The organism is Streptomyces sp. NPDC051315 (assembly GCF_044455165.1).
Lineage (GTDB): Bacteria > Actinomycetota > Actinomycetes > Streptomycetales > Streptomycetaceae > Streptomyces.
Genome location: NZ_JBITEN010000001.1, coordinates 699188 through 724058, shown reverse-complemented (window position 1 = coordinate 724058; position 24871 = coordinate 699188). Strand labels below are relative to the sequence as shown.

Genomic DNA, 24871 nt, shown 5'->3' with positions numbered 1-24871 from the left:
AGCGGGTCGTGGCGGTGCGGCGCAGCCCGTCGCTCAGCGCTGCACAGCCACGTTCCACTGCTACCGACAGGCAGCCGTACGCCCAACGCGCGACGGGCTCGCCGCACCGCCACGGCCCCGACCCACCCCGCACCGCACGCGCAAACGGCCACCGGCACCGACCCGCACGTCCCCCCGGACACCCCGCACCGGACACACCCCACCCGGACACGCTCACCCCGGCACGCACCACCCGCACACACCCACCCCGCCACACCTCACCCCGCCACACCTCACCCCGGCACGCACCACCCCGCACACCCCTCCCGCACCCCCGGCCACCCCCCAGCCCCCCTCCCGACCACCGGCGTGTCGTCGACGCCGTGGTGCACACTGGCCAGATCGGCACCACGTCAGGGAGCGCACCGTGATCGCGTCCACCGCGTCCACCGGAGAGGGACACCACCGACACCCACGCCAGGCCCACGTCGACCCGCTGGCCGGCCGCCGCACCCCGGGCGATCCGCCCTGGGACGTCTACCTCACCGGCACCGTCTTCCTCGACATCATCTTCACCGGCCTCGACTCCGCCCCGGTCCGCGGCACCGAGTCCTGGGCGCGCGGCATGGGCTCGAGCCCCGGCGGCGTGGCCAACATGGCCACCGCCCTCGCCCGCCTCGGCCTGCGGACGTCCCTCGCCGCGGCATTCGGCGACGACCACTACGGCGAGTACTGCTGGGACGCCCTGGAACAGGGCGAGGGCATCGACCTCACCGCCTCCCGCACGGTCCCCGACTGGCACTCCCCGGTCACCGTCTCCATGGCCTACGAGGGCGAACGCACGATGGTCTCCCACGGCCACGAACCACCCCCGGAGGAGCTCGCCGTCGCCTCCCCGCCGCACGCCCGCGCCGCCGTGGCCTCCCTCACGCCCGGCAAGCGCGACCCCTGGATCGCGCAGGCCGCGAGCCGGGGCACCCGGGTCTTCGCCGACGTCGGCTGGGACGACACCGGCGCCTGGGACCTGGCCGGCCTCGCCGACCTGGAGCACTGCGAGGCCTTCCTGCCGAACGCGGAGGAGGCCATGCGCTACACCGGCACCACCTGTCCCCGCGCCGCCGCCCACGCCCTCACCGCACACGTGCCGCTCGCGGTCGTCACCCTCGGCGCGGACGGCGCGTACGCGGTGGACCGGCGCACGGGCGAGACCGCCGAGGTCCCGGCCATCGCGGTGGAGGCCCTCGACCCCACCGGTGCCGGAGACGTCTTCGTGGCGGGCTTCGTCACCGGCACCCTGGCGGAGTGGCCGCTCGCCGACCGTCTCGCCTTCGCCGGCCTGACCGCGGCCCTCTCGGTCCAGGAATTCGGCGGATCGCTCTCCGCCCCGGGGTGGTCGGAGATCGCGGCCTGGTGGCGAAGGGTGCAGTCGGTCGAGGGGCAGGCCGCCGAGGCGCTGCGCAGGTACGAGTTCCTGACGGACCTCCTCCCCACGCAGGAGCCCACACCGTGGCCCCGCCGCAGGGCGGTCCCCACGATCGGCTTCCGCCGGTCGGCGTGAGCCTCACCTCCGAGTCGCCCGCGAACTCCGCCCCCGGGTCACCCCCGAACCCCGCCCCCGGGCCGCCCACGAGACCCCCACCCCGCCCGGCGCGCCCGCACCCCGCCCGGCACGGCGCCCCCACCAGCCCGGCCTGCCCCACCCCGAGGACAGGAAAAGTCCTACGGCGATGTCAGCCCCCTGGCGTACCCTTGAACTCGCCAGGCCTCCCTCGTGGCAGGCGAGACGCATCCGGGAGGACGTAGAGGCCCTCGGGCCGGCCTATGACTCAGACACCCACAGCTCACACGCCCGCGCAGGGCAAGGCGAGAGCGCAGTTCACCGTTCCCGCCCAGCACCCCATGGTGACCGTGCTGGGATCCGGCGACTCGCTCCTGCGCGTGATCGAGACGGCTTTCCCGGCGGCCGACATCCACGTCCGGGGCAACGAGATCAGCGCGGTCGGCGATCCCCGGGAAGTCGCCATGATCCAGCGCCTGTTCGACGAGATGATGCTGGTGCTCCGCACCGGGCAGCCGATGACGGAGGACGCAGTGGAACGCTCGATCGCCATGCTGCGGGCGAGTGAGAACGGGACGAGTGACGGCCAGGAGACCCCGGCCGAGGTACTGACGCAGAACATCCTGTCCTCGCGCGGCCGCACCATCCGACCCAAGACCCTCAACCAGAAGCGGTACGTCGACGCGATCGACAAGCACACGATCGTCTTCGGCATCGGCCCCGCGGGCACCGGCAAGACCTACCTGGCCATGGCCAAGGCGGTCCAGGCCCTGCAGTCCAAGCAGGTCAACCGCATCATCCTGACCCGCCCCGCGGTCGAAGCGGGCGAGCGTCTGGGCTTCCTGCCCGGCACGCTCTACGAGAAGATCGACCCCTATCTGCGCCCGCTGTACGACGCGCTGCACGACATGCTGGACCCGGACTCGATCCCGCGTCTGATGGCGGCGGGGACCATCGAGGTGGCGCCGCTCGCCTACATGAGGGGCAGGACGCTCAACGACGCCTTCATCATCCTGGACGAGGCCCAGAACACGAGCCCCGAGCAGATGAAGATGTTCCTCACCCGCCTCGGCTTCGACTCGAAGATCGTGATCACGGGTGACGTGACCCAGGTCGACCTGCCCACCGGCACCAAGTCGGGCCTGCGTCAGGTGCAGGACATCCTGGAGGGCGTCGACGACGTCCACTTCGCCCGGTTGTCGTCCCACGACGTCGTACGGCACAAGCTGGTGGGCCGTATCGTCGACGCGTACGAGAAGTACGACGACAAGCACGGCACGGAGAACGGCACGCACAAGGGCGGCCGGGGGAAGTCCGGGCACAAGGGGAAGTAGCCGAGCACGACCATGTCGATCGACGTCAACAACGAGTCCGGAACCGAGGTCGACGAGCAGGCGATCCTCGACATCGCCCGCTACGCGCTCGCACGGATGCGCATCCACCCGCTCTCCGAGCTCTCGGTGATCGTCGTGGACGCCGACGCCATGGAGCAGCTCCACGTCCAGTGGATGGACCTGCCGGGGCCGACCGACGTCATGTCGTTCCCGATGGACGAGCTGCGGCCGCCGTCGAAGGACGACGACGAGCCCCCGCAGGGGCTCCTCGGCGACATCGTGCTGTGTCCGGAGGTCGCGGCCCGGCAGGGCGCGGAGGCGCCCACGCAGCACTCCATGGACGAGGAGCTCCAGCTGCTCACCGTCCACGGTGTGCTGCACCTGCTGGGCTACGACCACGAGGAGCCCGACGAGAAGGCCGAGATGTTCGGCCTGCAGGCGGCCATCGTGGACGGCTGGCGTGCGGAGAAGGGCCTGACCGGCCCGTCCCCGGCCCCGACCGTGTCATGAGCCCGTCCCTCGTGTCCGGCGCGATCGCCCTGGTCGTCGTCGCGTGGCTCGCCGCCTGCGCGGAGGCGGGCCTCGCGCGCGTCTCCAGCTTCCGCGCCGAGGAGGCCGTCCGCTCGGGCCGGCGCGGCAGCGGGAAACTCGCCCAGATCGCCGCCGACCCCACCCGCTACCTCAACGTGGCGCTGCTGGTCCGCGTCGCCTGCGAGATGGCGGCGGCCGCGCTGGTCACCTACGCCTGCCTCCGGCAGTTCGACGGCACGGCCACGGCCCTGCTCGCCGCGATCGGCGTGATGGTCCTCGTGTCGTACGTCGCCGTCGGTGTCTCCCCGCGCACGATCGGCCGTCAGCACCCGCTGAACACGGCGACGGCCGCCGCGTACGTCCTGCTGCCGCTGGCCCGGATCATGGGCCCGATCCCGTCGCTGCTGATCCTCATCGGCAACGCGCTCACGCCCGGCAAGGGCTTCCGGCGCGGCCCCTTCGCCTCCGAGGCGGAGCTGCGCGCGCTGGTCGACCTCGCCGAGAAGGAGTCGCTGATCGAGGACGACGAGCGGCGCATGGTGCACTCGGTCTTCGAACTGGGCGACACGCTCGTCCGCGAGGTCATGGTGCCGCGCACCGACCTCGTCGTCATCGAGCGCTACAAGACGATCCGCCAGGCCCTCACCCTGGCCCTGCGCTCCGGCTTCTCGCGGATACCCGTCACCGGGGAGAGCGAGGACGACATCGTCGGGATCGTGTACCTGAAGGACCTGGTCCGCAAGACGCACATCAGCCGCGAAGCGGAGAGCGAACTCGTCTCGACGGCGATGCGGCCCGCCGCCTTCGTGCCCGACACCAAGAACGCCGGCGACCTGCTCCGCGAGATGCAGCAGGAACGCAACCACGTCGCCGTGGTCATCGACGAGTACGGCGGCACGGCGGGCATCGTCACCATCGAGGACATCCTCGAGGAGATCGTCGGCGAGATCACCGACGAGTACGACCGGGAGCTGCCCCCGGTGGAGGAGCTCGGCGAGGACCGCTACCGGGTGACCGCCCGTCTCGACATCACCGACCTGGGCGAGCTGTACGGCCTGGAGGAGTACGACGACGAGGACGTGGAGACCGTCGGCGGTCTCCTCGCGAAGGCGCTGGGCCGGGTGCCGATCGCCGGGGCGTCGAGCGCCGTGGAGCTGCCCGACGGGCGCGAGCTGCGGCTGACGGCGGAAGCCGCGGCCGGCCGCCGGAACAAGATCGTGACGGTGCTGGTCGAGCCGGTGGGCCCGGCGGAGACCGCCGAGGACGAGAAGCCGGAGTGACCGGAGCGGCGGAGCGACCTGGCCGACGGAGGCACCGGACCGACGGACCGGCGCAGTGACCGGACCGAGGGAGCGACGGACCGACCGGGTGACCGGAGTGACTGGAGTGACGGGAGTGCCGAAGTGACCCCTCAGAGGCTGCGTGCCTTCTGCCTGTCCTTCAACGCGGCCGTGGAGGACTTCCCCTTCGGGCCGGAGTTCTCGGTCTTCAAGGTCGCGGGGAAGCTCTTCGCCCTGACGGCCCTCGACGCGCGGCCCCTGACCGTCAACCTGAAGTGCGACCCCGAGGACGCGGTCCGGCTGCGCGCCGAGCATCCCGGCCTGATCGTCCCCGGCTGGCACATGAACAAGCGCCACTGGAACACGGTGACCGTCGACGGAGACCTCCCGGACCGCCTGGCCCGGGAGCTGATCGAGGACTCGTACGACCTCGTCGTCGCCGGCCTGCCGCGCGCCGAGCGCCTCCGCCTCGACCGGCACTGACCCCCGGGCGTACCCCGTGGCCGGTCGGACGGGGTGCGGCTACGTATGCTCGGGGCATGACCGACAGCACCGCGCTCGACCCCGAGGACCGCAAGATCGTCACCCTGGCCCGTTCCGCCCGGGCCCGCAACGGCGTGCCCGAGGGGGCGGCCGTACGGGACGAGACCGGGCGGACCTATGTCGCCGGGACGGTCGGCCTGCCGTCGCTGCGGCTGAGCGCGCTCCAGACGGCGGTGGCGATGGCGGTGGCCTCGGGGGCGACGTCGCTGGAGGCGGCCGCGGTGGTCACGGAGGCGGAGGGCGTCTCGGAGGAGGACCGGACGGTCGTCGCGGACCTGGGTGGTCCGGGCACCCCCGTCCTGCTGGCCGGGCCCGACGGGACCGTGCGGCTGACCGTCTCGGCGGGCTGACGTACCAGCGGGCTGACGTACCAGGGGGCTGTGTCCCCTGGGCCCCCGGTTTCCCGGGCCGCCCACCGGTTTCGCCCGGACGCGAGGTCACCGGCCCGAGTTAGGCCGGTTTTCCACCTTGCCGTCCTGTCGTTCCCGCCGCGTCAATGGAGCCATTGTCTGCGACGGACCGTCAGATCCATTCCCCACCGGGCCCGGTGTCCGCACCCGCCGTCCCGTCCGACCGTCCGTCTTCGCGAAAGAATCCGGGAAGGAGCCGGAATCCCCATGCGCAAGCGAACCGGATCAGGTGCGGCACTGCTGGCCGGGGCCCTCGCGGTCACCGGGCTGGTGTTCGCTCCGTCCGCCGCCGCCGTCGCCCCGGCGTCGGCGACCGTCACCGCCGGCTGCGGTCTGTTCGGCGGCGGAGCCGCCACCCTCACGGCCACCCAGAGCGGCACCTCGGCCACCCTCACCCTCTCGTCCAGCGCGATCACCGCGCCGATCCCGATCGGCGCGAACAGCATCAACTCCACGCTCACCATGGCGAACTCGACCGGTACCACCAGGGTCTTCACCGGCACCGTGAACCCCGCCATGGCCACCGGCGCCCCGATCGTGGTCGGTCCGCTCGGCGGGACCGTGGCCTCCGGTGACAGCCTGGACCTCCACCAGGGCTCCCTGAAGATGGTCGTCTTCGGGATCACCGTCACGTGCACGGCGGCCGGGCCGCAGTCGCCGGGGCCGTTCGTGTTCGACTGAGAAGTGCGCAACGGACCGTCAGTCCCGCTCCCCCGAGCAGAACCGAGCAGATCTGACGGTCCGTCACTTCCGTGCGGCGTCTCCATTGACTTCTCACGCCATCCCCCGCTCAATGCCCCCTGTCGGCGCAGAAGAGCCGCCGCGCCCGCATCCCTCAGGAGGGGGCAACCATGGGTGCCACACCCCAGAGAATCCGAAGAACCCGAAAACGGCACTGGACCGCGCTGCTCGGCGCCGCCGCTCTCGCGGTCACCGCCGGCGGGGCGCTGGCTGCGCCCGCCACGGCCGCTCCCGTCGACGTGGACTACCCCACCCACTGCGTCCCGCCGCCCATCGCGGGCATCCCGCCGATCGACGGCACCACCACCGGCAGGATCACCGTGGACAACGCCGCCCCCGAGGTCGGCGACACCGTCACCGTGACCTACACGGTGATCAAGCCCGCCGCGAGCAACCCCACCGACCTCGCCCTGCCGGCCGACATCATGACGCCGACCGGCAAGGTGACCCTCGGCGGGGCGCAGACCGGCAGCGTCACGGTCACGGGGCCGAGGAAGAACGACCCGGTGCCCGGCAAGGGCCCCTTCCCGGCGTTCTCCATGACCGGCACCTTCACGGTCACCGCGCCCGGCGCGATCACCCTCTCGCCCGGCGACTACAACATCCACACCAGCTACATCCTGGAGCTGGACACCCCCTGCACGGTGACCGATCCGCCCGCCCCGGTCTCGGAGACGGTCACGGCGACCGACGACCCGCCCGCCAACACCCGCGCCCTCGCACTGGGTTCGGCCTCCGGCGCGCCGGGCGCCGCGGTCACCGTCACCGGCACGCACTTCACGCCGGGCGCGAGTGTCACCCTGGCCGGGCGGTCCGGTGCCGCCCAGACCGCGGACACGGCGACCGTGACGGCGAACGCCCAGGGCGGCTTCAGCGGCTCCCTCGTCGTCAGCGACCGGACCACGACCGGGATCGTCGCCTACGAGGGCGGCGCGTGGAGCGCGGAGAGGGGCGCCGGGCCGGTCGCGTACGCCGTCGTCGACGACACGCCCGTACCGGACGGGAGTCAGAAGCTGACGACGACCGTGAGGGCGGGCACCCTGTCGATGTCCCAGGCCGGGGACGCCGTCCGGCTGTCGGCGGTCGACTTCGGCACCGGCGGGGCCTCGACCGGGGATCTGCGGACGGTGACCGTCAAGGACTTCCGCGGCGGCCCCGCGGGCTGGTCCCTGACCGGCAAGGTCACCGACTTCACCGGTCCCGGCGCCAGGATCGACGCCGGGAAGCTGAGCTGGACGCCCGCGTGCGCCACCGAGGCGGGCAGCCCCAGCACCTGCCGGGCCGGTTCGGCGGGCGTGGTGGGCAGCGCCGGGGCGACCCTGGCCTCCGCCCCCGACGCCACGCTCACCGGCGGCGAGTTCACCGCCGACGCCCGCCTCTCCCTCGACGTACCGGCGTTCACGCCTCCGGGCACGTACTCCGGCGTCCTGACCCTGACCCTCACCTGACCCACGCCCCCGGTGGCCGGGCGCCCGCCCCACAGGTCCGCACCCGCCCGTCCACCCGTCGTCCACCCCGCCCGTCCAGCGCCCGTGGGGGGTCCGCACCCATGCGCACGCCGTACGTCCTCCTCCTGCCCCTGTTGCTGTCCCTGCTGGTCGCCGCCCCCGCCCGCGCCGCCGACAACGGCAGCTGGTCCGTGCACCCCGTCTCCTCGGCCGCCGCCGCACGGCCGTACTTCCACGTGTCCGCCGATCCCGGGCAGACGATCGAGGACAAGGTCGTCGTCGCCAACAGGACGGACCGGCCCCTGACCTTCCGGCTCTACGGGGCCGACGCCTACAACACCGCGCGCGACGGCGGGTTCGCCGTGCGGACGGTGGGGGAGCGGATGCGGGGCGTGGGGGCGTGGACGAAGCCGGCGAAGGACCGGGTCACCGTGCCCGGCCGCACGTCCGTGACCGTGCCGTTCACCCTCCGGGTGCCCGCCGACGCCGAGCCCGGCGACCACGCGGGGGCGGTCGTGGCCCTCGACGAACGCGTAGAGAAGGGCGACGGCGGGGTCGCCCTCGGGATCCGGCGGGCCGTCGGCGCCCGCGTCTACCTCCGGGTCAGCGGGCCCAGGCTGCCCGCGCTCGCCGTCGAGGACGTCCGCGTCGGGCACCACCAGCCGCTCGTCCCCGGGTTCGGTGAGAGCACCGCGACGATCTCCTACACCCTGCACAACACCGGCAACGTCACCCTCGACCCGAGGGTTCAGCTGCGGGCCCGCGGGCTGTTCGGGCGGACGCTCCTCGCCCGCGACCTGACCCGCGTCCCGGCCGAGCTGCTGCCCGGCCAGCGCGTCCGCCTCACCGAGCCCTGGCGGGACGCCCCTCACCTCGACCGGGGCGACGTCACGGTGACGGCGAGCGCCCGCGACACCCGCGAGTCGGCGAGCGCGTCGTTCCTGGCGCTGCCGTGGCTGGTGGTGGCGGTGGCCTTCACCGCCGGAATTGCGGCGGGTGCGCTGGTGGTCAGAGCGCGTCGGGGCCGCGCTCGCCCGTCCGGACCCGTACGACCGTCTCGACCGGCAGCGCCCACACCTTCCCGTCCCCGATCTTCCCCGTCTGCGCGGCCCTGACGATCGCCTCGATGACGGCCTCCGCGTCGGCGTCCTCGACGACGACCTCGATACGGACCTTGGGGACCAGGTCGACCTGGTACTCGGCGCCGCGGTACACCTCGGTGTGGCCGCGCTGACGGCCGTAGCCGCTGGCCTCGGTGACGGTCAGGCCGTGTACGCCGAGCTCCTGCAGGGCGTTCTTGACCTCGTCGAGGCGGTACGGCTTGACGATCGCGGTGATGAGCTTCATGCCTGGGTCTTGGCCTTCTGGACGGAGGGGACGGAGTGCGCGGTGACCGGGGCGCCGTGGCCCAGGACGCCGTGATCGTATGCGGTCTCGGCGTGCACCGTAAGGTCCAGGCCGGTGTGCTCCTGCTCCTCGTCCGCCCGGAAGCCCATCGTCCGGTCCAGCAGCTTGCCGATGCCGTACGTCACGAGGAAGGCGTACGCCCCCACCGTGACCACGGCCACCAGCTGCTTGCCGAGCTGGGCGAGTCCGCCGCCGTGGAGGAGGCCCTCGGTGCCGCCCGTCATCGACTCGACCGCGAAGACCCCGATGAGGAGGGTGCCCACGACACCGCCGACCAGGTGGACGCCGACGACGTCCAGGGAGTCGTCGTAGTCGAGTTTGAACTTCCAGCCCACGGCGTACGAGCAGACGACACCGGCGACGAGGCCGACGACCAGGGCGCCGAGCAGGGAGACCGAGCCGCAGGACGGGGTGATGGCGACCAGGCCCGCGACGGCGCCGGAGGCCGCGCCCAGCGTGGTGGGGTGACCGTCGCGCTTCTGCTCGACGAAGAGCCAGCCGAGCAGACCGGTGCAGCCGGCGGCGAGGGTGTTGAGGAAGGCGGCGGCCGCGAGACCGTTCGCGCCGAGGGCCGAGCCCGCGTTGAAGCCGAACCAGCCGAACCAGAGCAGACCCGCGCCCAGCATCACCATGGGCAGGTTGTGCGGGCGCATCGCGTCCTTCTTGAAGCCCAGGCGCGGGCCGAGAACCAGGCACAACGCCAGCCCGGAGGCGCCTGAGGTGATCTCCACGGGCAGGCCGCCGGCGAAGTCGAGGGCGCCGAGGCCCTCCAGGATCCAGCCACCGGGGCCCCACACCCAGTGGGCGACGGGAACGTATACGAGCAGCGCCCAGACCGGGACGAAGACCAGCCAGGCCGCGAACTTCGCGCGGTCCGCGATAGCACCGCTGACCAGGGCCGCCGTGATGATCGCGAAGGTGAGCTGGAAGGTGGCGAAGAGGAGGGTGGGGACCGTGCCCTGGACGCTGTCCGGGCCGAGACCGGCCATCCCGGCGTGCTCCAGACCGCCGATGAGGCCGCCGCCGGCGTCGTCGCCGAAGGCGAGGGAGTATCCGGCGGCCAGCCAGACCACGGTGACCAGGGCGATCGACACGAAGCTCATCATCAGCATGTTGAGGACGCTCTTCGTGCGGACCATGCCGCCGTAGAACAGGGCCAGACCCGGGGTCATCAGCAGGACGAGGGCGGTGGCGGCGAGCAGCCAGGCGGTGTCACCGGTGTCGATCTGCGCGGCGGCGAGGGGCGCGGCGAAAGTCACGGTCGTCTCCAACGGGGTCGGGGCTCGTCAGAGGGTCACCGGCGTGCGTTTCCGGTTGTGCACGGGTGTGTTTCCGTGACGTTTCGTTGCGCGGAGGTTTCCGGAGGCTCACGTCGCAGGTGCCGCGCGGGGTGGTGGCGGGCGTGTTCCCGGACGGTTGTGCGGCGGGGCTTCCCGCATCAGGGAGAATGGCGGCATGAGCGTTCGTACCCAGTCATCCGAACAGTCGGCCGAGGCCGTTCACCGGGCCGGCTTCGCCTGCTTCGTGGGACGCCCCAACGCGGGCAAGTCCACCCTCACGAACGCTCTGGTCGGGAAGAAGGTGGCGATCACCTCGAACCGGCCCCAGACCACCCGGCACACCGTGCGGGGCATCGTGCACCGGCCCGACGCGCAGCTGATCCTGGTGGACACCCCGGGGCTGCACAAGCCGCGCACGCTGCTGGGCGAGCGGCTCAACGACGTCGTCCGGGCGACGTGGGCCGAGGTGGACGTGATCGGCTTCTGCCTTCCGGCGAACGAGAAGCTGGGCCCCGGTGACCGCTTCATCGCCAAGGAGCTGGCGGGGATCAAGCGGACGCCGAAGGTCGCGGTCGTGACCAAGACCGACCTCGTGGACTCCAAGGCGCTCGCCGAGCAGCTCATCGCCATCGACCAGCTCGGCAAGGAGCTGGGGTTCGAGTGGGCGGAGATCGTCCCCGTCTCCGCGGTCGGGGACAAGCAGGTGGACCTGCTGGCCGACCTGCTCGTCCCGATGCTGCCGGAGGGGCCCGCCCTCTACCCCGAGGGCGACCTGACGGACGAACCCGAGCAGGTGATGGTCGCCGAGCTGATCCGCGAGGCGGCGCTGGAGGGCGTACGGGACGAGCTGCCGCACTCCATCGCGGTGGTCGTGGAGGAGATGCTCCCGCGCGAGGACCGCCCGGCGGACCGGCCGCTGCTCGACATCCACGCCAACATCTACATCGAGCGCCCCAGCCAGAAGGGCATCATCATCGGGCCGAAGGGCCGCCGCCTGAAGGACGTCGGCATCAAGTCCCGCAAGCAGATCGAGGCCCTGCTCGGCACCCCGGTCTTCCTCGACCTGCACGTGAAGGTGGCCAAGGACTGGCAGCGGGACCCGAAGCAGCTGCGCAAACTGGGCTTCTGAGCGGTCCCGTCACCGCCCGGGGACCGCTTCCCACGGGGACATGCCACCGGCTCAACGGCCTGGCCGTGCCCGCCGAACTCCACACCCGGACCGATCCCGACCCGTGGTCGCAGCTGACCTCCAGCGGACACATCCGCCGGGAACTCGGCTACCGCCCGCTCTGCCCCAGCGTCCGGGCGGCGCGGGAGGCGGGCGCCCTGTAGGAGGCCAGGACGTCGCGCAGCCAGGCGTACGAGGCCTTGGGGGTCCTGGCCAGCGTGTCGTGGTCGACGTGGACGAGGCCGAAGCGGCGCGCGTAGCCCTCCGCCCACTCGAAGTTGTCCAGCAGGGACCACACGAAGTAGCCGCGCACGTCCACGCCCGCCTCCACCGCCCGGTGCAGGGCGCGGATGTGGCCGTCGAGGAAGGCGATCCGTTCCTGGTCGTCGATGCCCTCGTAGCTGCATCCGTTCTCGGTGATGACGACCGGGGGGAGGCGGTCGCCGTAGCGCTCGTGGAAGGTGGTGAGCAGCTCCGTCAGGCCCTCCGGGACCACCGGCCAGCCGAAGTCGGTGACCGGGACGCCCTCGATCTCCCGCACCGAGAAGGGGAGTCCGGCCGGCATCCGCACCCCGCCGAAGTCGGTTTCGGTGTTCTGCGGGGCGCCGACCCTGGTCGGGGCGTAGTAGTTGACGCCGTACCAGTCGAGGGGTTCCGCGATCACCTCCAGGTCGGAGCGCACGTCCCCGGGCATCAGGTCGCCGAGTCCCTCCGGGTACGCGCCCAGCAGGACCGGCTCCGCGAACAGCCGGTTGAGCAGGACGTCGTAGAAGGCCGCCGCCTCCAGGTCGGCCGGTTCCCGGGAGGCCGGCCAGGTCGGGCCGTGGGAGTTGGCGATGCCGATGTCCGTGGCGCCGGCCGCGCGCAGGGCGCGTACCGCCAGGCCGTGGGCCAGCAGTTGGTGGTGGGCGACCGGGAGCGCGTCGAAGAGCAGCCGCCTGCCGGGGGCGTGGGTGCCGAGGGCGTGTCCCAGCAGCGTGTGCTCGGCGGGCTCGTTGAGGGTGATCCACTTCCGCACCCGGTCGCCCAGCCGCTCGGCCACCACCGACACGTACTCGGCGAACCGTGACGCCGTGTCCCGCTCCAGCCAGTCCAGGCCGGCCGGCAGGTCCCAGTGGAAGAGGGTGGGGACCGGACGGACCCCGGCCGCGCACAGCTCGTCCACCAGCCGGTCGTAGAAGTCCAGGCCGGACGGCGTGTTCACCCTCGGCCACGAGATCGAGAAGCGGTAGGCGTCCACGCCCAGGTCCGCGAGGAGCGCCACGTCCTCGCGGTAGCGGTGGTAGTGGTCGCAGGCCACCGCGGCCGTGGAGCCGTCCTTCACCCGTCCCGGCTCGGCCGTGAAGGCGTCCCACACGGACGGTTCCCGCTCGTCCGCCGCGCCCTCGATCTGGTGGGCGGAGGTGGACACGCCCCACAGGAAGCCGGCCGGGAACGGGGGTGTCGGGGTCGCCGCGTCACGCGGATCAGTCGCCATGGGCGGGATCATCCTTACCGCTGGTAACGGAAGTCAACGCCCGTACCGCAACCGCCGTTTCACGCCCCCTCCTTCAGCACCCGGGAGATCAGCCTCCGCTGCTCCTCCGTGAGCCGCGGGTCGGCCGCGTACACCGTCCGCCCGTCCACGGTGATCTGGTAGCTGAAGCCGTCGGGAACACCGACGAGGGGCGCGCCCCGGCCGGCGGCGAGCGCCTCCTCGGCCAGGGCGTGCCACTCCTGGGCGTCCGGCCGCCCCGAGGTGTCCACCTCGGCACGGCGCTCGATACCCGCGAACCCGCCCGTGCGCCTCACCTGAATACGCATGACTCCCTGTCTATTACGCGGCCGGAGAATCCGCCACGCGCTCGGAGCATCCGCCCCGGGCTCAGAGGATCCGCACCCCCACCCGCTCCCAGGCCTTCTCCACGGCCAGGAGCTCCTCCCCGCCGTCGCCGAAGCGCTCCCGCGCGGCCTTGACGGTCAGCCCCGCGAAGTCGGTGAACAGGGCCCGCTCCGGCAGCTCGCCTCCGGTCAGCACGTCGTACCAGATCTGTCCGGCCTTCTCCCAGGCGAAGCCACCGAGGGCGGTGGCGGCCAGGTAGAACGCGTGGTTGGGGATGCCGGAGTTGATGTGGACGCCGCCGTTGTCGCGGCCGGTGCGCACGTAGTCGTCCATCGTCGCCGGCTGCGGGTCCTTGCCGAGGACGTCGTCGTCGTACGCGGTGCCCGGGGCCTTCATCGAGCGCAGGGCCTGGCCGGTCACGCTCGGGGCGAGCAGCTCGGCGCCGATGAGCCAGTCGGCCTCGGCGGCCGTCTGGCGCAGCGTGTACTGCTTGACGAGCGAGCCGAAGACGTCGGACATCGACTCGTTGAGGGCGCCCGGCTGGCCGTAGTACGTGAGGTTCGCCGTGTACTGGGTGACGCCGTGGGCCAGCTCGTGGCCGATCACGTCGACGGAGTGGGTGAAGTCGACGAAGATCTCGCCGTCGCCGTCGCCGAACACCATCTGCTCGCCGTTCCAGAAGGCGTTGTTGTAGTCCTCGTCGTAGTGGACCGTGGCGTCCAGGGGCAGGCCGTCGCCGTCGATGGAGTGGCGGCCGTAGGCCTTGAGGAAGAGCTCGAAGGTGGCGCCGAGCCCGGAGTAGGCGCGGTTGACGGTGGCGTCCCGGCCCGGGGCCTCACCCTCGCCGCGGACCTTGGTGCCGGGCAGGCCGGTGCGGTGCCCGGCGTCGTAGACGGTGCGCAGCGGCTGGTCCGACGGTGCCTTCGCCGTCGGCGCCGCCGCCAGGCGGAACTCGGTGGTCACCCGGCGCCGGGAGCGCAGTTCGCCGTCGCGCACCAGGGTGCGCCGGGCGGGGCCGGAGAGTGCGGGGTCGTCGTGGCGCGCCAGCCGGTCGAGGACGTGGGGCGGTACGACGGTGCAGAAGACGGGCTCGAAGCCCCCGTGAGTCGTCATGCCCGGCACCCTTGCACTGCGTGACGTCTCTGTCACGAGCGGCAACCATGATTGGTGAAAAACGGTGACAAAGGGTCCTGGGCTGCGGCCGCGAGTGGTATACCGCACGTTTTGCCCGGTTCATCCCACCGGTCCCGCATACTGGAACAGGCCCGCCTGCCCGATGCGGCTCGGCTAGAGTGCGGAGCACTATGCGTTTCGGGCTGCTTCTCCTTAGCTGCCGCGGCGAGGGCCTGTAGTCGAGGCCGACTCCCTCCCCGCGGAGCTTGGCGTTGCGTTGTCGGCCGTCCTTCCGGACATCCTGAGGAGCCACCGCATCATGGCGAACCGCCAGCAGCCCAGCCCCATGCCGATCCACAAGTACGGCCGGTACGAGCAGGTCGAGATCCCCGACCGCACCTGGCCCGACCAGCGGATCACCACCGCTCCCCGCTGGCTCTCCACCGACCTGCGTGACGGCAACCAGGCCCTGATCGACCCCATGTCGCCCGAGCGCAAGCGCCGGATGTTCGACCAGCTGGTCAAGATGGGCTACAAGGAGATCGAGGTCGGCTTCCCGGCCTCCGGCCAGACCGACTTCGACTTCGTGCGCTCGATCATCGAGGAAGAGGGCGCGATCCCGGACGACGTCACGATCTCCGTGCTGACCCAGGCCCGCGAGGACCTGATCGAGCGGACCGTGGAGTCCCTGAAGGGCGCCAAGCGCGCCACGGTCCACCTGTACAACGCCACCGCCCCGGTCTTCCGCCGCGTCGTCTTCCGCGGCTCCAGGGACGACATCAAGCAGATCGCCGTCGACGGCACGCGGCTGGTCATGGAGTACGCGGAGAAACTGCTGGGCCCGGAGACCGAGTTCGGCTACCAGTACAGCCCCGAGATCTTCACCGACACCGAGCTGGACTTCGCGCTCGAGGTCTGCGAGGCGGTCATGGACGTCTGGCAGCCCGGCCCGGGCCGCGAGATCATCCTGAACCTGCCGGCCACCGTCGAGCGCTCCACGCCCTCCACCCACGCCGACCGCTTCGAGTGGATGGGCCGCAACCTCTCCCGCCGCGAGCACGTCTGCCTATCCGTCCACCCGCACAACGACCGCGGCACCGCCGTCGCCGCCGCCGAGCTGGCGCTGATGGCAGGCGCCGACCGTGTCGAGGGCTGCCTGTTCGGCCAGGGCGAGCGCACCGGCAACGTCGACCTGGTCACCCTGGGCATGAACCTGTTCTCCCAGGGCGTCGACCCGCAGATCGACTTCTCCGACATCGACGAGATCCGCCGCGTGTGGGAGTACTGCAACCAGATGGAGGTCCACCCGCGCCACCCGTACGTGGGCGACCTGGTCTACACGTCCTTCTCCGGCTCCCACCAGGACGCCATCAAGAAGGGCTTCGACGCGATGGAGGCCGACGCGGCCGCCCGGGGCGTCACCGTCGACGACATCGAATGGGCGGTGCCGTACCTGCCGATCGACCCGAAGGACGTCGGCCGCTCCTACGAGGCCGTCATCCGCGTCAACTCGCAGTCCGGCAAGGGCGGTATCGCGTACGTCCTGAAGAACGACCACAAGCTGGACCTGCCGCGCCGGATGCAGATCGAGTTCTCGAAGCTCATCCAGGCCAAGACGGACGCCGAGGGCGGCGAGATCACGCCGAAGGACATCTGGGCCGTCTTCCAGGACGAGTACCTGCCGAACCCGGAGAACCCCTGGGGCCGCATCCAGGTCCGCACGGGCCAGTCGACGACCGACACGGACGGCGTGGACACGCTGACCGTGGAAGCGACCGTCGACGGCGAGGACACCGTCCTGACCGGCTCCGGCAACGGTCCGATCTCGGCCTTCTTCAACGCCCTGGAGTCCATCGGCATCGACGTACGCCTGCTGGACTACCAGGAGCACACGATGAGCGAGGGCGCCTCCGCGCAGGCCGCCTCGTACATCGAGTGCGCCATCGACGGCAAGGTCCTGTGGGGCATCGGCATCGACGCGAACACGACGCGTGCGTCGCTGAAGGCGGTCGTGTCGGCCGTCAACCGCGCGGCGCGCTGATCCCTCCGACCGGCGGTTTGGGGCCCCGAGCGCCGATCACGGCGGTCGGGGTTCCGTCGTTTCTCGGCCATCCCGACGGGGAGGTCACGGAAAGGTCTCGTCCTGGGTGCTGACTCCACCTCATCCGTGTGGCTAACATCACGCAGACGTGGCGATGTTGCCGCGGCGTTACGGAGGTGCGACGTGCTGCCAGGACGGGGACGAGACGGCCGTGCCACCGGGCTTGCCCGCATCCTGGGCACCCGCACCGCGTGGACACCCGTCGGGGACGGCGAGTTCTTCTGCCCCGGCTGCGGCGGCGACCGCAACTACCAGCGGCTGACCGGCCACCGCCGCTTCACCCTGCTGGGCGTGCCGGTGCTGCCGCGCGGCGCGAGCGGGCCGGTCGTCGAGTGCGCGGCCTGCCTGCGCCACTTCGGCACCGACGCCCTTGACCACCCCACCACCACCCGCTTCTCCGCGATGCTCCGCGACGCCGTCCACACCGTCGCCCTCGCGGTCCTGTCCGCGGGCGGCACCTGCGCCCCCACGTCCCTGGAGACGGCGGCCCAGGCGGTACGCGCGGCCGGCTTCCCGGACTGCACCCGGGAACAGCTCGCCGCCCTCGTCGACGCCCTCGCCGCCGACACCGGCCGCGCCTGCGGCGAACCCTGCACTCCCGGGCTCGCCATAGAGCTCCACGAGGCCCTCGACCCGCTGGCCCCGCACCTCGCGCCGGTCGGCCGCGAATCGATCCTGCTGCAGGGCGCCCGGATCGCGCTCGCCGACGGGCCGTACACCCCCGCCGAGCGGGAGGTCCTGGCCACCGTCGGCGCGGCCCTGACGATCTGCGCGGACGACGTGACCCGGCTGCTGGCGGCGGCGCGCACACCGTCCTGATACGCCCCCGGGAGTAACCGGCCCCCGTCGCCGCACGCCGCAGTACAACCGAACTCGCCCTCCCGCGCGACGATCGAGCCCTTGCGTCCCGGAAGTCTGGAAGCCGCAACCGGACATCCGTGCCGAAGGGAGGGCCCGACTCATGGGGGCCGGGACAACGAAGGGCAAGCGCGCCATCCCCTGGGTGGTGCAGGGCTTCGAGGTGAGTGCCGTACTGCCCATGCGGACGGGGGAGGAACGATGAGTGCGGTCCGGGTGCTGCTCGCCGACGACCAGACGCTGGTGCGGGCCGCGTTCGCGATGCTGGTGGAATCGGCGCCGGACATGGAGGTCGTCGGGCAGGCCGGCACCGGCCGGGAGGCCGTCGAGCTGGCCCGCGGCGGGCGCCCCGACCTGGTCGTGATGGACCTGCGCATGCCCGATCTCGACGGCATCCAGGCGACCCGGCTGATCGCCGCCGACGAGGACCTCGCCGGGGTGCGGGTGCTGGTGCTGACCACCTACGACACCGACGAGAATCTCGTCGAGGCGCTGCGCGCGGGCGCCTCCGGGTTCCTGGTGAAGGACACCCGGCCCGCCGACCTCCTGGACGCCATCCGCACGGTCGCCGCCGGCGAGGCGCTGCTGTCGCCGGGGCCGACCGCCCGACTGATCGCCCGGTTCCTGCGCAGCCCCGCCGCACCGCCCGCCACGGGCGGACCCGAGTGCCTGTCGGAACGGGAACGCGAGGTGCTCGCCCTGGTCGCCCGCGGCCTCACCAACACCGAGATCGCCGAGACCCTCGGCCTCAGCCCGCTCACCGCGAAGACCCACGTCAGCCGCATCATGGGCAAGCTGGGCGCCGGGGCCACGCGCAACTCGTCATCGTGGCCTACGAGTCGGGGCTGGTGGCTCCGGGGGCGACGGGGGCGGGCCGGGCCGACTGATCCCGCCCGGCGCGGCGGGGGCGGCTCACAGGAGTCCGGCCTCGACGAGGTGCCCCTGCACCCGCTCCACCTCGGCCGGGGACAGGGGCACCTGGGGCTCCGCCGTCGCCGGGCAGGCAATCACCCCCTGGAGGTGCAGCGCCGCCTTGAACGCGCCGATCGCCGCCGAACTCGCGCCCATCCGGGCCGGATCGCCGGCCCGCACGATGCCGAAGAGGGCGCACAGCCGCTCCTGTTCGGCCCGCGCGAGTTCCCCCGCGCCGCTCCGGCACAGACGGTCGAGGCGGACGTAGCCGTGCGGGTCGACGTTGGCGAGGCCGGGCACCGCCCCGTGCGCGCCCAGCGCCAGCGCCGCGTCGGTGATCAGCTCGGAGCCGGTCAGGACGCTGAACCCGGGATGCGCCCGGGCCCCGGCGACCACCTCCCGGAACGCGGCCAGGTCACCGCTGGAGTCCTTCAGCCCGGCCAGCACCCCGTCCGCGGCCAGCTCCAGCACGACGTCCGCGGGGAGCTTGGTGTGGACGGCGACCGGCAGGTCGTAGGCCAGGACGGGGACCGGGCTCGCGTCGGCGACCAGACGGTAGTGGCGGGCGATCTCCGCCGGGTGGGTGCGGGTGTAGAAGGGGGAGATCACCACCACCGCGTCCGCGCCCGCCCCCGTGACGGACGCGACCTGGTCGAGCACCCGCGGGGTCGTCATGTCGATCGCCCCGGCCAGCACCGGGAGCTGTCCGCCGACGTGCGCCACGGTCGTCTCCACGACCAGCCGGCGCTGCCGGTCCGTCAGATACGCCGCCTCCGAGGTCGTACCGAGGACGAACAGCCCGTGCGCCCCGGCCGCCACGAGATGGTCGACCAGCCGCAGCAGCGAGTCCACGTCCACCTCGCGCTCCGGGGTCAGGGGCGTGCACAGGGGCGGGACGACACCGGTCAGCGGGGTGGGGAACGGCATGGGGACTCCCTGGTGGCTGTGATCTGCGGCGACCAGGGAAGTGTTCCCCCCGCGCGTCCCCCACCCGTCCTACGGAAGGGTCTTCTCGTACGTCTCGTCGTGGTCGGAGTCGTAGACCAGCCTGCCGGCGTCGTCGTAGCCCTTGATGTGCGGGGCCAGCGTGACCTGCCGGTCGAGGACGCCCGCCGCGACGAACCAGCGTCCGTCCAGCGTGGCCGTGGTGTCGCCGCCGCCGTAGCTGACGGTCACCTTGGCCACGGACGGCTCGACCGTGCCGATGACCCCCCACCTGAACGGCAACGTCCAGTTGCCCTTGTCCAGGACCGACTGCTGGTACAGCTTGCCGGCGTTGATGTCGGCCACGACCGGGCCGGTCGGACCGGCGTCGGGCGAGCTGATGTTGATGCCGGTCACCTCCCCGCCCTTGACGTTGCAGATCAGCCGGACGTCGGTCTTCTCCTTGACCGCGACGACGTAGTGGCCGTCGCCGGGCGCGTTGCTGTCGCCGGTGCTGCGCATCGCCAGCAGGATCCGGTAGTCCCCGGCCTTGCCGAGGTAGTCCTCCTCGAGGCCGCCGCCGGGCTTGGCGTTGTCGTAGGCGAGGCACTTCTCCAGCCCGTCCGCGGCCTGCCCGGCGGTCACCCCGTCCAGCAGCAGCCCCCCGGCGCCCGCCTGCTCGGAGGCCTGCGCGGCGGGGCTGTGGGGGGCGCTGACCGACGACATGGGTGTCGCCGTGTCAGCGCCCCCTCCCCCGTTCCCCCCGGCCACGGCGTACGCCCCCGCCGGCACGGCGGCCAGTGCCACCAGTGCCGCCCCCGTCACCGCGACACGCCGCCGCCGCTCCACCACGCCCCGCCGCCGGATCGCCGGGTAGGGCGCGGCGGAGGGCTGGATCGTGTAGGCGTCTTCCGTCATCAGTTCCCTCACTAGTTCCTCGAAGTGCCGCTCGTCGTCCGCCTGGTGGTTCACTTTTCGCCTCCTCGCCCGGACACGGCCCGGCCCTCGCGGGCCAGTCCCGGGTACGTGCGCAGCTTGGCCAGCCCCTTCGACGCCTGGCTCTTGACCGTGCCGGGCGAGCAGCCGAGCACCTCGGCCACCTCCGCCTCGGACAGGTCCTCCCAGTACCGCAGAACCACCACCGCCCGCTGTTTGGCGGGCAGCAGGGCCAGCCCGGCGAGCAGGGAGCCGCGTTCCTCCACCTGCCCGGCCGCCTCGTCCCGCCCCGCTGTCTCGGGCGGCGCGGCGGTCAGGGACTCGGTGACCCGGCGCTTGCGGAACCGGTCGCTGTTGCAGCTGACCAGCATCCGGCGGACGTACGCCTCGGGACTGTCGCTGCGCGCGATCCGCCGCCAGGACCGGTACGCCTTGGCCAGCGCCGTCTGCGTCAGGTCCTCCGCGTGGTGGGCGTCGCCCGTGAGCAGATACGCGGTACGGACCAGCCCCGACCATCGCGCCCTGACGAACTCCTGGAACTGGGCCTCAAGTTCGGCCTGCATCAAGCTCCCTCCTCGCCCTCCAGACCACCGGTCGGACGGAATCGGTTGCCCGGGATTCGCGGACGGGTTCGAATGAGGCCATGGACAGGGAGCCGGAGGGCGCACCGGGGGAAGAGCGGGCGGAGCGTACGGAGCGGGAGGCGTGGGCCCGGTGGTCCGGCGCGCCCGGTGTCCTCGCGCTGCCGTCCGGGCGGCTGGTGCGCGGACGCGGACTGCGCCGGCCCCTCGACCCGGCGCAGCCCAGCCCCACGTACGGCCTCTACCTGCTCGGTTCCCGGCCGCCGGAGGTGCCCTGGGAGTCACGCTGGATCCGGTGGCCCGACTTCCGGCTCCCCGCCGACCGCGCGGACGCGCGTGCCGCGCTCGTCGAGGCGTGGCGGCGGGCGGGCGGCACGGAGGGCACCCCGCGTGAAGGCGTGCGAGCGTGGGAGCGGGTGGAGATCGCCTGCGGCGGCGGACGCGGCCGTACGGGGACGGCGCTGGCGTGTCTGGCGGTGCTGGACGGCGTACCGGCCGAGGAGGCGGTCGCGTTCGTGCGCCGGCACTACGACCGGCACGCCGTGGAGACGCCCTGGCAGCGGCGCTACGTACGGAAGTTCACCCGGGAGGGCGCCGACCCCGCCGGTCTCACAGGCTGAGGGTCATCAGGAGGCGGTGCGCGCCGGGGCCGAAGTAGTCCTTGCGGGGTCCGCCGGGGTCCGGGACGAAACCCAGGGACCGGTAGAGCGCGACGGCCGAGTCGTTGCCCGGTTCCACGGAGAGCGAGACGGAGTGGACCCCCTCGGTGCCAAGACGGCCCAGGATCTGTGTCATCAGCTGCCGGCCGAGGCCCTGTCCGCGCAGGTCGGGGGCGATGCCGAGGCTGAGGATCCAGCTCCGCGACGCGTTCGGCGGGGTGGACAGCACATAGCCGCCCAGATTCCCGCCGTCCTCCACCACGAGGACGAAGTCCGGGAAGGAGGCGAGGAGCTGGCGCAGCACGAAGTAGGGGTACGGGTCGGCCGGGAAGGCCTCCGCGTCGAGGGCGACGATATGGGGGAGATCCTCCTCCGTCGCCGCTCTGATCCGTAAGCGCCTTTCTGCGGACACCTGGCGCACCGTCGAACCGGCGACCGACGGAAAACGATCTCCGGGAAGAGGAGTCATACCGTCCCCTTGTGAAGGATCGACAAAGTGAATGGTTCGCGCGCTGGCTCTTGTGCGATATCCATACCTGATCGTCCATCATTGCCCGGTGCATCCGCGCCTTCAAGACCTCCGCGTCCTGCTAGGCTGAACCAATGACCTCGGGATCGCCCACAGCCGACGTAAAGAATGCCGATGTGCCCTGGGACGCCTTCGATCCCGACGAGTACATCAAGCGTAATTACCTCGCGATCCAGGCGGTGGACAGGCGGATCCTGTCCCGGGTGCGCGATCACTTCAGTGATCATTTCGGGGACGGCGGCGACCGTGTCGCTTCCGGTATCGACGTCGGCGCGGGCCCCAATCTCTATCCGGCCCTCGCCATGCTGCCCTGGTGCGACGAGGTCACGCTGTTGGAGCGGTCCACGAGCAACATCACCTACCTCGGCGGTCAGCTCTCCGGGTACGACGCGAACTGGGACCAGTTCTGGGACGTCCTGCGCGAAAAGCCCGCATACGCCGCGATCGGCGACCCCAGGGCCCGCTTCGAGGAGGCGGTCGAGCCCGTGCGGGGCAGCCTCTTCGAACTCTGCGAAGAAGAAACCCGCTGGGATCTCGGCACCATGTTCTTCGTCGCGGAATCCATCACCACCTCGCTCACTGAATTCCGTCGCGGCGTGGGCTGCTTCCTGAGCGCCCTGAAACCCGGGGCGCCTTTCGCCGCCGCGTTCATGGAACATTCCGAGGGGTATCAGGTCGGCTCCCAGGAATTCCCCGCCCGGGATATCGACGAGGGTGATGTGAGGGCCGTGCTGAAGGATCACGCGGAGGATGTGAAAATCCACCGCATGGCCAATCCCAAGCAGCTGGTGCGCACCGGATACACGGGAATGATCCTGGCCTGCGGGCGACGGAAAGGCTGACTTCCGGTCCGTTCTGTCCCATGGTGACGGGCCGGTGCGAGGGGAATGGGCATGCAGATCAAGCCGAGACAGAATCTGCTCGAAGTGTGGCAGGCCATCGCCCGCCATTCCTTCGACGGCGGTGAATGGGACTGGGGTGAATGGGGCGGCCGCAGCAGCGTCGCCGACGCGGAGCGGCTGCTGTGCCTGCTGTACCCCGCCACCGAAATCACCGCGTTCCGGCTCGACGACCCCGACACCACCCAGCGGGACGTGGAGAGGTCGCTGCGCAGCGCGGGCGACTCCAGCGAGATTCCCGGAAACCTCGTCAAGGTCCTCTCCGACTTCATGGACCAGCACCGCGGCGAGGGTGGCCCCACCTTCGCCGGCGGCTACTACTTCGCCCCCGAGAACCCCGAGGAGCACCTCTCCGAAGAGCAGCGGGAAGCGGGGGTGGTCGACTCCTACTCCATGTCGGTCACCCTGTGCCTCGCCACCCTCGGCTTCCTCAAGGTCTACCGGGGCAAGACCCAGCGGGCCGCCACCCTCGCCCGGATCGACCGGCTCCGGGAGGCCACCAGCGCCCGGCTGACCGCCGCCATGGTGAGTCTGCTGCGCTCCTTCACCGTCAACGTCGTCGACGTCTCCTCCGACCAGGGACAGGCCCTCACCCGCCTCCTCGGCCAGGGCCGGCTCTCCGAACGGCAGGTCCTGCACCGCTTCCAGGAGCGCTTCAAGGCCCTGCGCGCCGTCATCAGCGAGAGCGTCACCCTCGGTCTCGACAGCGACGTCACCGACGAACTGCGCAACGAGAACCGTCTCTTCGAGTGCGGCTGGGCATGGAGCCTGGTGAAGGGCGCCCCCGAGATCGAGGTGGAGCCGCAGACCGCCGAGAGCATCGGCAAGCAGCCCGCGGGCATCGCCCACCCCACGCCCTACCTGTACTTCACCGTCGTCGCCCTCGACGGCATCCCCGACCTGTTCTCCGAGCGCACCCTCGTCCTCGGCCTGCTCAATGCCGAGCAGCAGAAGCTCGCCGACGCGCTGCGCCTGCGCTGGGAGATCACCCAGCAGTACTGGTCGGCCATCGCCCGCTTCGGCGACGGCACCTGGCCGCTGGAGGACATCCCCTGGCGCACCACGCTCCAGCAACTGGAGTCGGAGTACTTCTCCCTCTGCGTCGCCTCCATCCTCGTCCACGACCTGGTCCGCCGCCGCGCCACCGACGACGACCTCACCCGCACCGTCCGGGTCATGGAACGCCTCGCCGAACGCGGCCGCATCACCAGCGGCATGACCCGCGACGACCCGGCGATCGGCCTGCACAACCCCGGTGTCACCCTGCCCCTGCTGGGCAGCGAGGCCCTCGGCCCCGCCATGAAGTGGACGATGGCGGACTTCTCCGCGCAACTGCTCAAGCGGACCATCCAACTGTCCGCGTTGTCCAGGAACATGACGTCCCAGGACCGGCTGCGGGTGCTCGCCGAGGACATCCTCGACCACCTCTGGCAGCGCCGCATCAGCGAGGGCACCGGCGTCGGCCTGTGGGACAACGTGCACGCCGTCTACCCCGAAGCACCCGTCCGCCAGGGCCCCTTGTCCTGGAGCATCACCGAGCGCGTCACCGAGTGCATGGTCGCCGCGCACGCCCTCTACGGCCAGCCGCCGATCCGCAGCGCCGAACTCTCCCTGCTGGCCCGGGCGTTGCTCAGTGAGGCGGCCCACCTCTTCGGCAAGGAGCAGATGGAACAGGCCGCCCCCGCCCCCAAGAGCCCCCAGGGCGAGGAGATCAAGGGAATCGAGGCGGATCTGCGCCGCGCCCGCCTTCTCGTCGACGAACAGCCCGGCACCGCCTACGCGCTGGCGCTCGGCGTCCTGTCCCGGCTGGACACCCTCGCCCGCGCCCGGGGCGACTCCGGCCCCCAGGGGGTGTGAG

General features: G+C 71.8%; 24 protein-coding genes and 1 pseudogene. 16 read left to right on the top strand and 9 right to left on the bottom strand.

Annotated elements, in window-relative coordinates; all coding sequences use genetic code 11:
- The first annotated feature begins 406 nt into the window (after positions 1-406).
- From ACIBBD_RS03325 to ACIBBD_RS03285, 9 genes are all read left to right on the top strand, one after another.
- Entirely contained in the window at positions 407-1537 is a 1131-nt protein-coding gene (locus ACIBBD_RS03325; RefSeq protein WP_399417559.1) for a carbohydrate kinase family protein, read from the top strand.
- 263 nt (positions 1538-1800) lie between these two features.
- The gene (locus ACIBBD_RS03320) at positions 1801-2871 is read left to right on the top strand and encodes a PhoH family protein (protein ID WP_399417558.1); all 1071 of its coding nucleotides are present in this window, start codon (positions 1801-1803) and stop codon (positions 2869-2871) included.
- Between the two features lie 12 nt (positions 2872-2883).
- Positions 2884-3381, top strand: a complete 498-nt coding sequence (gene ybeY, locus ACIBBD_RS03315) for an rRNA maturation RNase YbeY (protein WP_399417557.1) — start codon at positions 2884-2886, stop codon at positions 3379-3381.
- Positions 3378-4682: a hemolysin family protein gene (locus ACIBBD_RS03310; protein ID WP_399417556.1), complete on the top strand. Its 1305-nt coding sequence runs from the start codon at positions 3378-3380 to the stop codon at positions 4680-4682. Before ybeY ends, ACIBBD_RS03310 begins: the two co-directional genes overlap by 4 nt.
- A 123-nt stretch (positions 4683-4805) precedes the next feature.
- The gene (locus tag ACIBBD_RS03305) at positions 4806-5165 is read left to right on the top strand and encodes an MmcQ/YjbR family DNA-binding protein (RefSeq protein WP_399417555.1); all 360 of its coding nucleotides are present in this window, start codon (positions 4806-4808) and stop codon (positions 5163-5165) included.
- A gap of 56 nt (positions 5166-5221) precedes the next feature.
- On the top strand, positions 5222-5575 hold the full coding sequence (locus tag ACIBBD_RS03300; protein ID WP_399417554.1) for a cytidine deaminase: 354 nt from the start codon (positions 5222-5224) through the stop codon (positions 5573-5575).
- Positions 5576-5842: 267 nt separating this feature from the next.
- Positions 5843-6316, top strand: a complete 474-nt coding sequence (locus tag ACIBBD_RS03295; RefSeq protein ID WP_399417553.1) for a hypothetical protein — start codon at positions 5843-5845, stop codon at positions 6314-6316.
- Between the two features lie 170 nt (positions 6317-6486).
- Positions 6487-7824 carry a beta-xylosidase gene (locus tag ACIBBD_RS03290; RefSeq protein WP_399417552.1) on the top strand — a complete coding sequence of 446 codons (1338 nt, stop codon included), beginning with the start codon at positions 6487-6489 and terminating at the stop codon, positions 7822-7824.
- 101 nt (positions 7825-7925) lie between these two features.
- On the top strand, positions 7926-8939 hold the full coding sequence (locus tag ACIBBD_RS03285; protein ID WP_399417551.1) for a WxL protein peptidoglycan domain-containing protein: 1014 nt from the start codon (positions 7926-7928) through the stop codon (positions 8937-8939).
- On the opposite strand, the gene ACIBBD_RS03280 is transcribed toward ACIBBD_RS03285, so the two are convergent.
- Together ACIBBD_RS03280 and ACIBBD_RS03275 are read right to left on the bottom strand one after the other, a co-directional pair.
- On the bottom strand, positions 8833-9171 hold the full coding sequence (locus ACIBBD_RS03280; protein WP_399417550.1) for a P-II family nitrogen regulator: 339 nt from the start codon (positions 9169-9171) through the stop codon (positions 8833-8835). The two genes, ACIBBD_RS03285 and ACIBBD_RS03280, sit on opposite strands and share 107 nt — an antisense overlap.
- Complete coding sequence (locus tag ACIBBD_RS03275) at positions 9168-10502, bottom strand: ammonium transporter (protein ID WP_399417549.1); 1335 nt, start codon at positions 10500-10502, stop codon at positions 9168-9170. The genes ACIBBD_RS03280 and ACIBBD_RS03275 overlap by 4 nt, the downstream gene beginning before the upstream one ends.
- A 184-nt stretch (positions 10503-10686) precedes the next feature.
- Between ACIBBD_RS03275 and era the strand changes: the two genes are divergently transcribed.
- Positions 10687-11640 carry a GTPase Era gene (gene era, locus ACIBBD_RS03270; protein ID WP_399417548.1) on the top strand — a complete coding sequence of 318 codons (954 nt, stop codon included), beginning with the start codon at positions 10687-10689 and terminating at the stop codon, positions 11638-11640.
- Positions 11641-11788: 148 nt separating this feature from the next.
- Here era and ACIBBD_RS03265 read toward each other — a convergent pair whose 3' ends face one another.
- From ACIBBD_RS03265 to ACIBBD_RS03255, 3 genes are all read right to left on the bottom strand, one after another.
- Positions 11789-13156 (bottom strand): GH1 family beta-glucosidase, encoded by a 1368-nt coding sequence (locus ACIBBD_RS03265; RefSeq protein WP_399417547.1) that lies wholly within the window; start codon positions 13154-13156, stop codon positions 11789-11791.
- Between the two features lie 59 nt (positions 13157-13215).
- A complete protein-coding gene (locus ACIBBD_RS03260; RefSeq protein ID WP_399417546.1) occupies positions 13216-13482 on the bottom strand; it encodes a protealysin inhibitor emfourin in 267 nt (88 codons plus the stop codon).
- A 61-nt stretch (positions 13483-13543) separates the two neighbouring features.
- Positions 13544-14614, bottom strand: coding sequence for a M4 family metallopeptidase (locus ACIBBD_RS03255; protein ID WP_399417545.1), 1071 nt, complete (start codon positions 14612-14614; stop codon positions 13544-13546).
- A gap of 319 nt (positions 14615-14933) precedes the next feature.
- On the opposite strand from ACIBBD_RS03255, the gene leuA reads away from it, so the two are divergent.
- From leuA to ACIBBD_RS03240, 3 genes and pseudogenes are all read left to right on the top strand, one after another.
- Positions 14934-16655 (top strand): 2-isopropylmalate synthase, encoded by a 1722-nt coding sequence (gene leuA, locus ACIBBD_RS03250; protein WP_399417544.1) that lies wholly within the window; start codon positions 14934-14936, stop codon positions 16653-16655.
- Between the two features lie 183 nt (positions 16656-16838).
- Positions 16839-17534 (top strand): TerB family tellurite resistance protein, encoded by a 696-nt coding sequence (locus tag ACIBBD_RS03245; protein WP_399417543.1) that lies wholly within the window; start codon positions 16839-16841, stop codon positions 17532-17534.
- Positions 17535-17774: 240 nt separating this feature from the next.
- Positions 17775-18460, top strand: a pseudogene (locus ACIBBD_RS03240) (response regulator).
- Between the two features lie 25 nt (positions 18461-18485).
- Here the strand turns inward: ACIBBD_RS03240 and ACIBBD_RS03235 are convergent.
- The 3 genes from ACIBBD_RS03235 to ACIBBD_RS03225 form a co-directional block, all read right to left on the bottom strand.
- Positions 18486-19412, bottom strand: coding sequence for a dihydrodipicolinate synthase family protein (locus ACIBBD_RS03235; protein WP_399417542.1), 927 nt, complete (start codon positions 19410-19412; stop codon positions 18486-18488).
- A gap of 69 nt (positions 19413-19481) precedes the next feature.
- Positions 19482-20381 (bottom strand): hypothetical protein, encoded by a 900-nt coding sequence (locus ACIBBD_RS03230; RefSeq protein WP_399417541.1) that lies wholly within the window; start codon positions 20379-20381, stop codon positions 19482-19484.
- The gene (locus tag ACIBBD_RS03225; RefSeq protein ID WP_399417540.1) at positions 20378-20908 is read right to left on the bottom strand and encodes a SigE family RNA polymerase sigma factor; all 531 of its coding nucleotides are present in this window, start codon (positions 20906-20908) and stop codon (positions 20378-20380) included. Before ACIBBD_RS03225 ends, ACIBBD_RS03230 begins: the two co-directional genes overlap by 4 nt.
- Positions 20909-20988: 80 nt before the next feature.
- Between ACIBBD_RS03225 and ACIBBD_RS03220 the strand changes: the two genes are divergently transcribed.
- Positions 20989-21546, top strand: a complete 558-nt coding sequence (locus ACIBBD_RS03220) for a protein phosphatase (protein ID WP_399417539.1) — start codon at positions 20989-20991, stop codon at positions 21544-21546.
- Here ACIBBD_RS03220 and ACIBBD_RS03215 read toward each other — a convergent pair.
- The gene (locus tag ACIBBD_RS03215; RefSeq protein ID WP_399417538.1) at positions 21536-21997 is read right to left on the bottom strand and encodes a GNAT family N-acetyltransferase; all 462 of its coding nucleotides are present in this window, start codon (positions 21995-21997) and stop codon (positions 21536-21538) included. The two genes, ACIBBD_RS03220 and ACIBBD_RS03215, sit on opposite strands and share 11 nt — an antisense overlap.
- Before the next feature lie 191 nt (positions 21998-22188).
- Here ACIBBD_RS03215 and ACIBBD_RS03210 point away from each other — a divergent pair, with 191 nt between their 5' ends.
- Both ACIBBD_RS03210 and ACIBBD_RS03205 read left to right on the top strand, forming a co-directional pair.
- A complete protein-coding gene (locus ACIBBD_RS03210; protein ID WP_399417537.1) occupies positions 22189-22956 on the top strand; it encodes an SCO2525 family SAM-dependent methyltransferase in 768 nt (255 codons plus the stop codon).
- Positions 22957-23007: 51 nt separating this feature from the next.
- Positions 23008-24870 carry an SCO2524 family protein gene (locus ACIBBD_RS03205; protein WP_399417536.1) on the top strand — a complete coding sequence of 621 codons (1863 nt, stop codon included), beginning with the start codon at positions 23008-23010 and terminating at the stop codon, positions 24868-24870.
- The last annotated feature ends 1 nt before the right edge of the window (position 24871 follow it).

Excerpts from the sequence above, each read along its gene's own strand:
- ACIBBD_RS03320 (WP_399417558.1), top strand. The coding sequence starts at position 1,801 with ATGACTCAGACACCCACAGCTCACACGCCCGCGCAGGGCAAGGCGAGA.
- ybeY (WP_399417557.1), top strand. The coding sequence starts at position 2,884 with ATGTCGATCGACGTCAACAACGAGTCCGGAACCGAGGTCGACGAGCAG.
- ACIBBD_RS03310 (WP_399417556.1), top strand. The coding sequence starts at position 3,378 with ATGAGCCCGTCCCTCGTGTCCGGCGCGATCGCCCTGGTCGTCGTCGCG.
- ACIBBD_RS03300 (WP_399417554.1), top strand. The coding sequence starts at position 5,222 with ATGACCGACAGCACCGCGCTCGACCCCGAGGACCGCAAGATCGTCACC.
- ACIBBD_RS03295 (WP_399417553.1), top strand. The coding sequence starts at position 5,843 with ATGCGCAAGCGAACCGGATCAGGTGCGGCACTGCTGGCCGGGGCCCTC.
- ACIBBD_RS03290 (WP_399417552.1), top strand. The coding sequence starts at position 6,487 with ATGGGTGCCACACCCCAGAGAATCCGAAGAACCCGAAAACGGCACTGG.
- ACIBBD_RS03285 (WP_399417551.1), top strand. The coding sequence starts at position 7,926 with ATGCGCACGCCGTACGTCCTCCTCCTGCCCCTGTTGCTGTCCCTGCTG.
- ACIBBD_RS03280 (WP_399417550.1), bottom strand. The coding sequence starts at position 9,171 with ATGAAGCTCATCACCGCGATCGTCAAGCCGTACCGCCTCGACGAGGTC.
- era (WP_399417548.1), top strand. The coding sequence starts at position 10,687 with ATGAGCGTTCGTACCCAGTCATCCGAACAGTCGGCCGAGGCCGTTCAC.
- ACIBBD_RS03265 (WP_399417547.1), bottom strand. The coding sequence starts at position 13,156 with ATGGCGACTGATCCGCGTGACGCGGCGACCCCGACACCCCCGTTCCCG.
- ACIBBD_RS03260 (WP_399417546.1), bottom strand. The coding sequence starts at position 13,482 with ATGCGTATTCAGGTGAGGCGCACGGGCGGGTTCGCGGGTATCGAGCGC.
- ACIBBD_RS03255 (WP_399417545.1), bottom strand. The coding sequence starts at position 14,614 with ATGACGACTCACGGGGGCTTCGAGCCCGTCTTCTGCACCGTCGTACCG.
- leuA (WP_399417544.1), top strand. The coding sequence starts at position 14,934 with ATGGCGAACCGCCAGCAGCCCAGCCCCATGCCGATCCACAAGTACGGC.
- ACIBBD_RS03235 (WP_399417542.1), bottom strand. The coding sequence starts at position 19,412 with ATGCCGTTCCCCACCCCGCTGACCGGTGTCGTCCCGCCCCTGTGCACG.
- ACIBBD_RS03225 (WP_399417540.1), bottom strand. The coding sequence starts at position 20,908 with ATGCAGGCCGAACTTGAGGCCCAGTTCCAGGAGTTCGTCAGGGCGCGA.
- ACIBBD_RS03220 (WP_399417539.1), top strand. The coding sequence starts at position 20,989 with ATGGACAGGGAGCCGGAGGGCGCACCGGGGGAAGAGCGGGCGGAGCGT.
- ACIBBD_RS03210 (WP_399417537.1), top strand. The coding sequence starts at position 22,189 with ATGACCTCGGGATCGCCCACAGCCGACGTAAAGAATGCCGATGTGCCC.
- ACIBBD_RS03205 (WP_399417536.1), top strand. The coding sequence starts at position 23,008 with ATGCAGATCAAGCCGAGACAGAATCTGCTCGAAGTGTGGCAGGCCATC.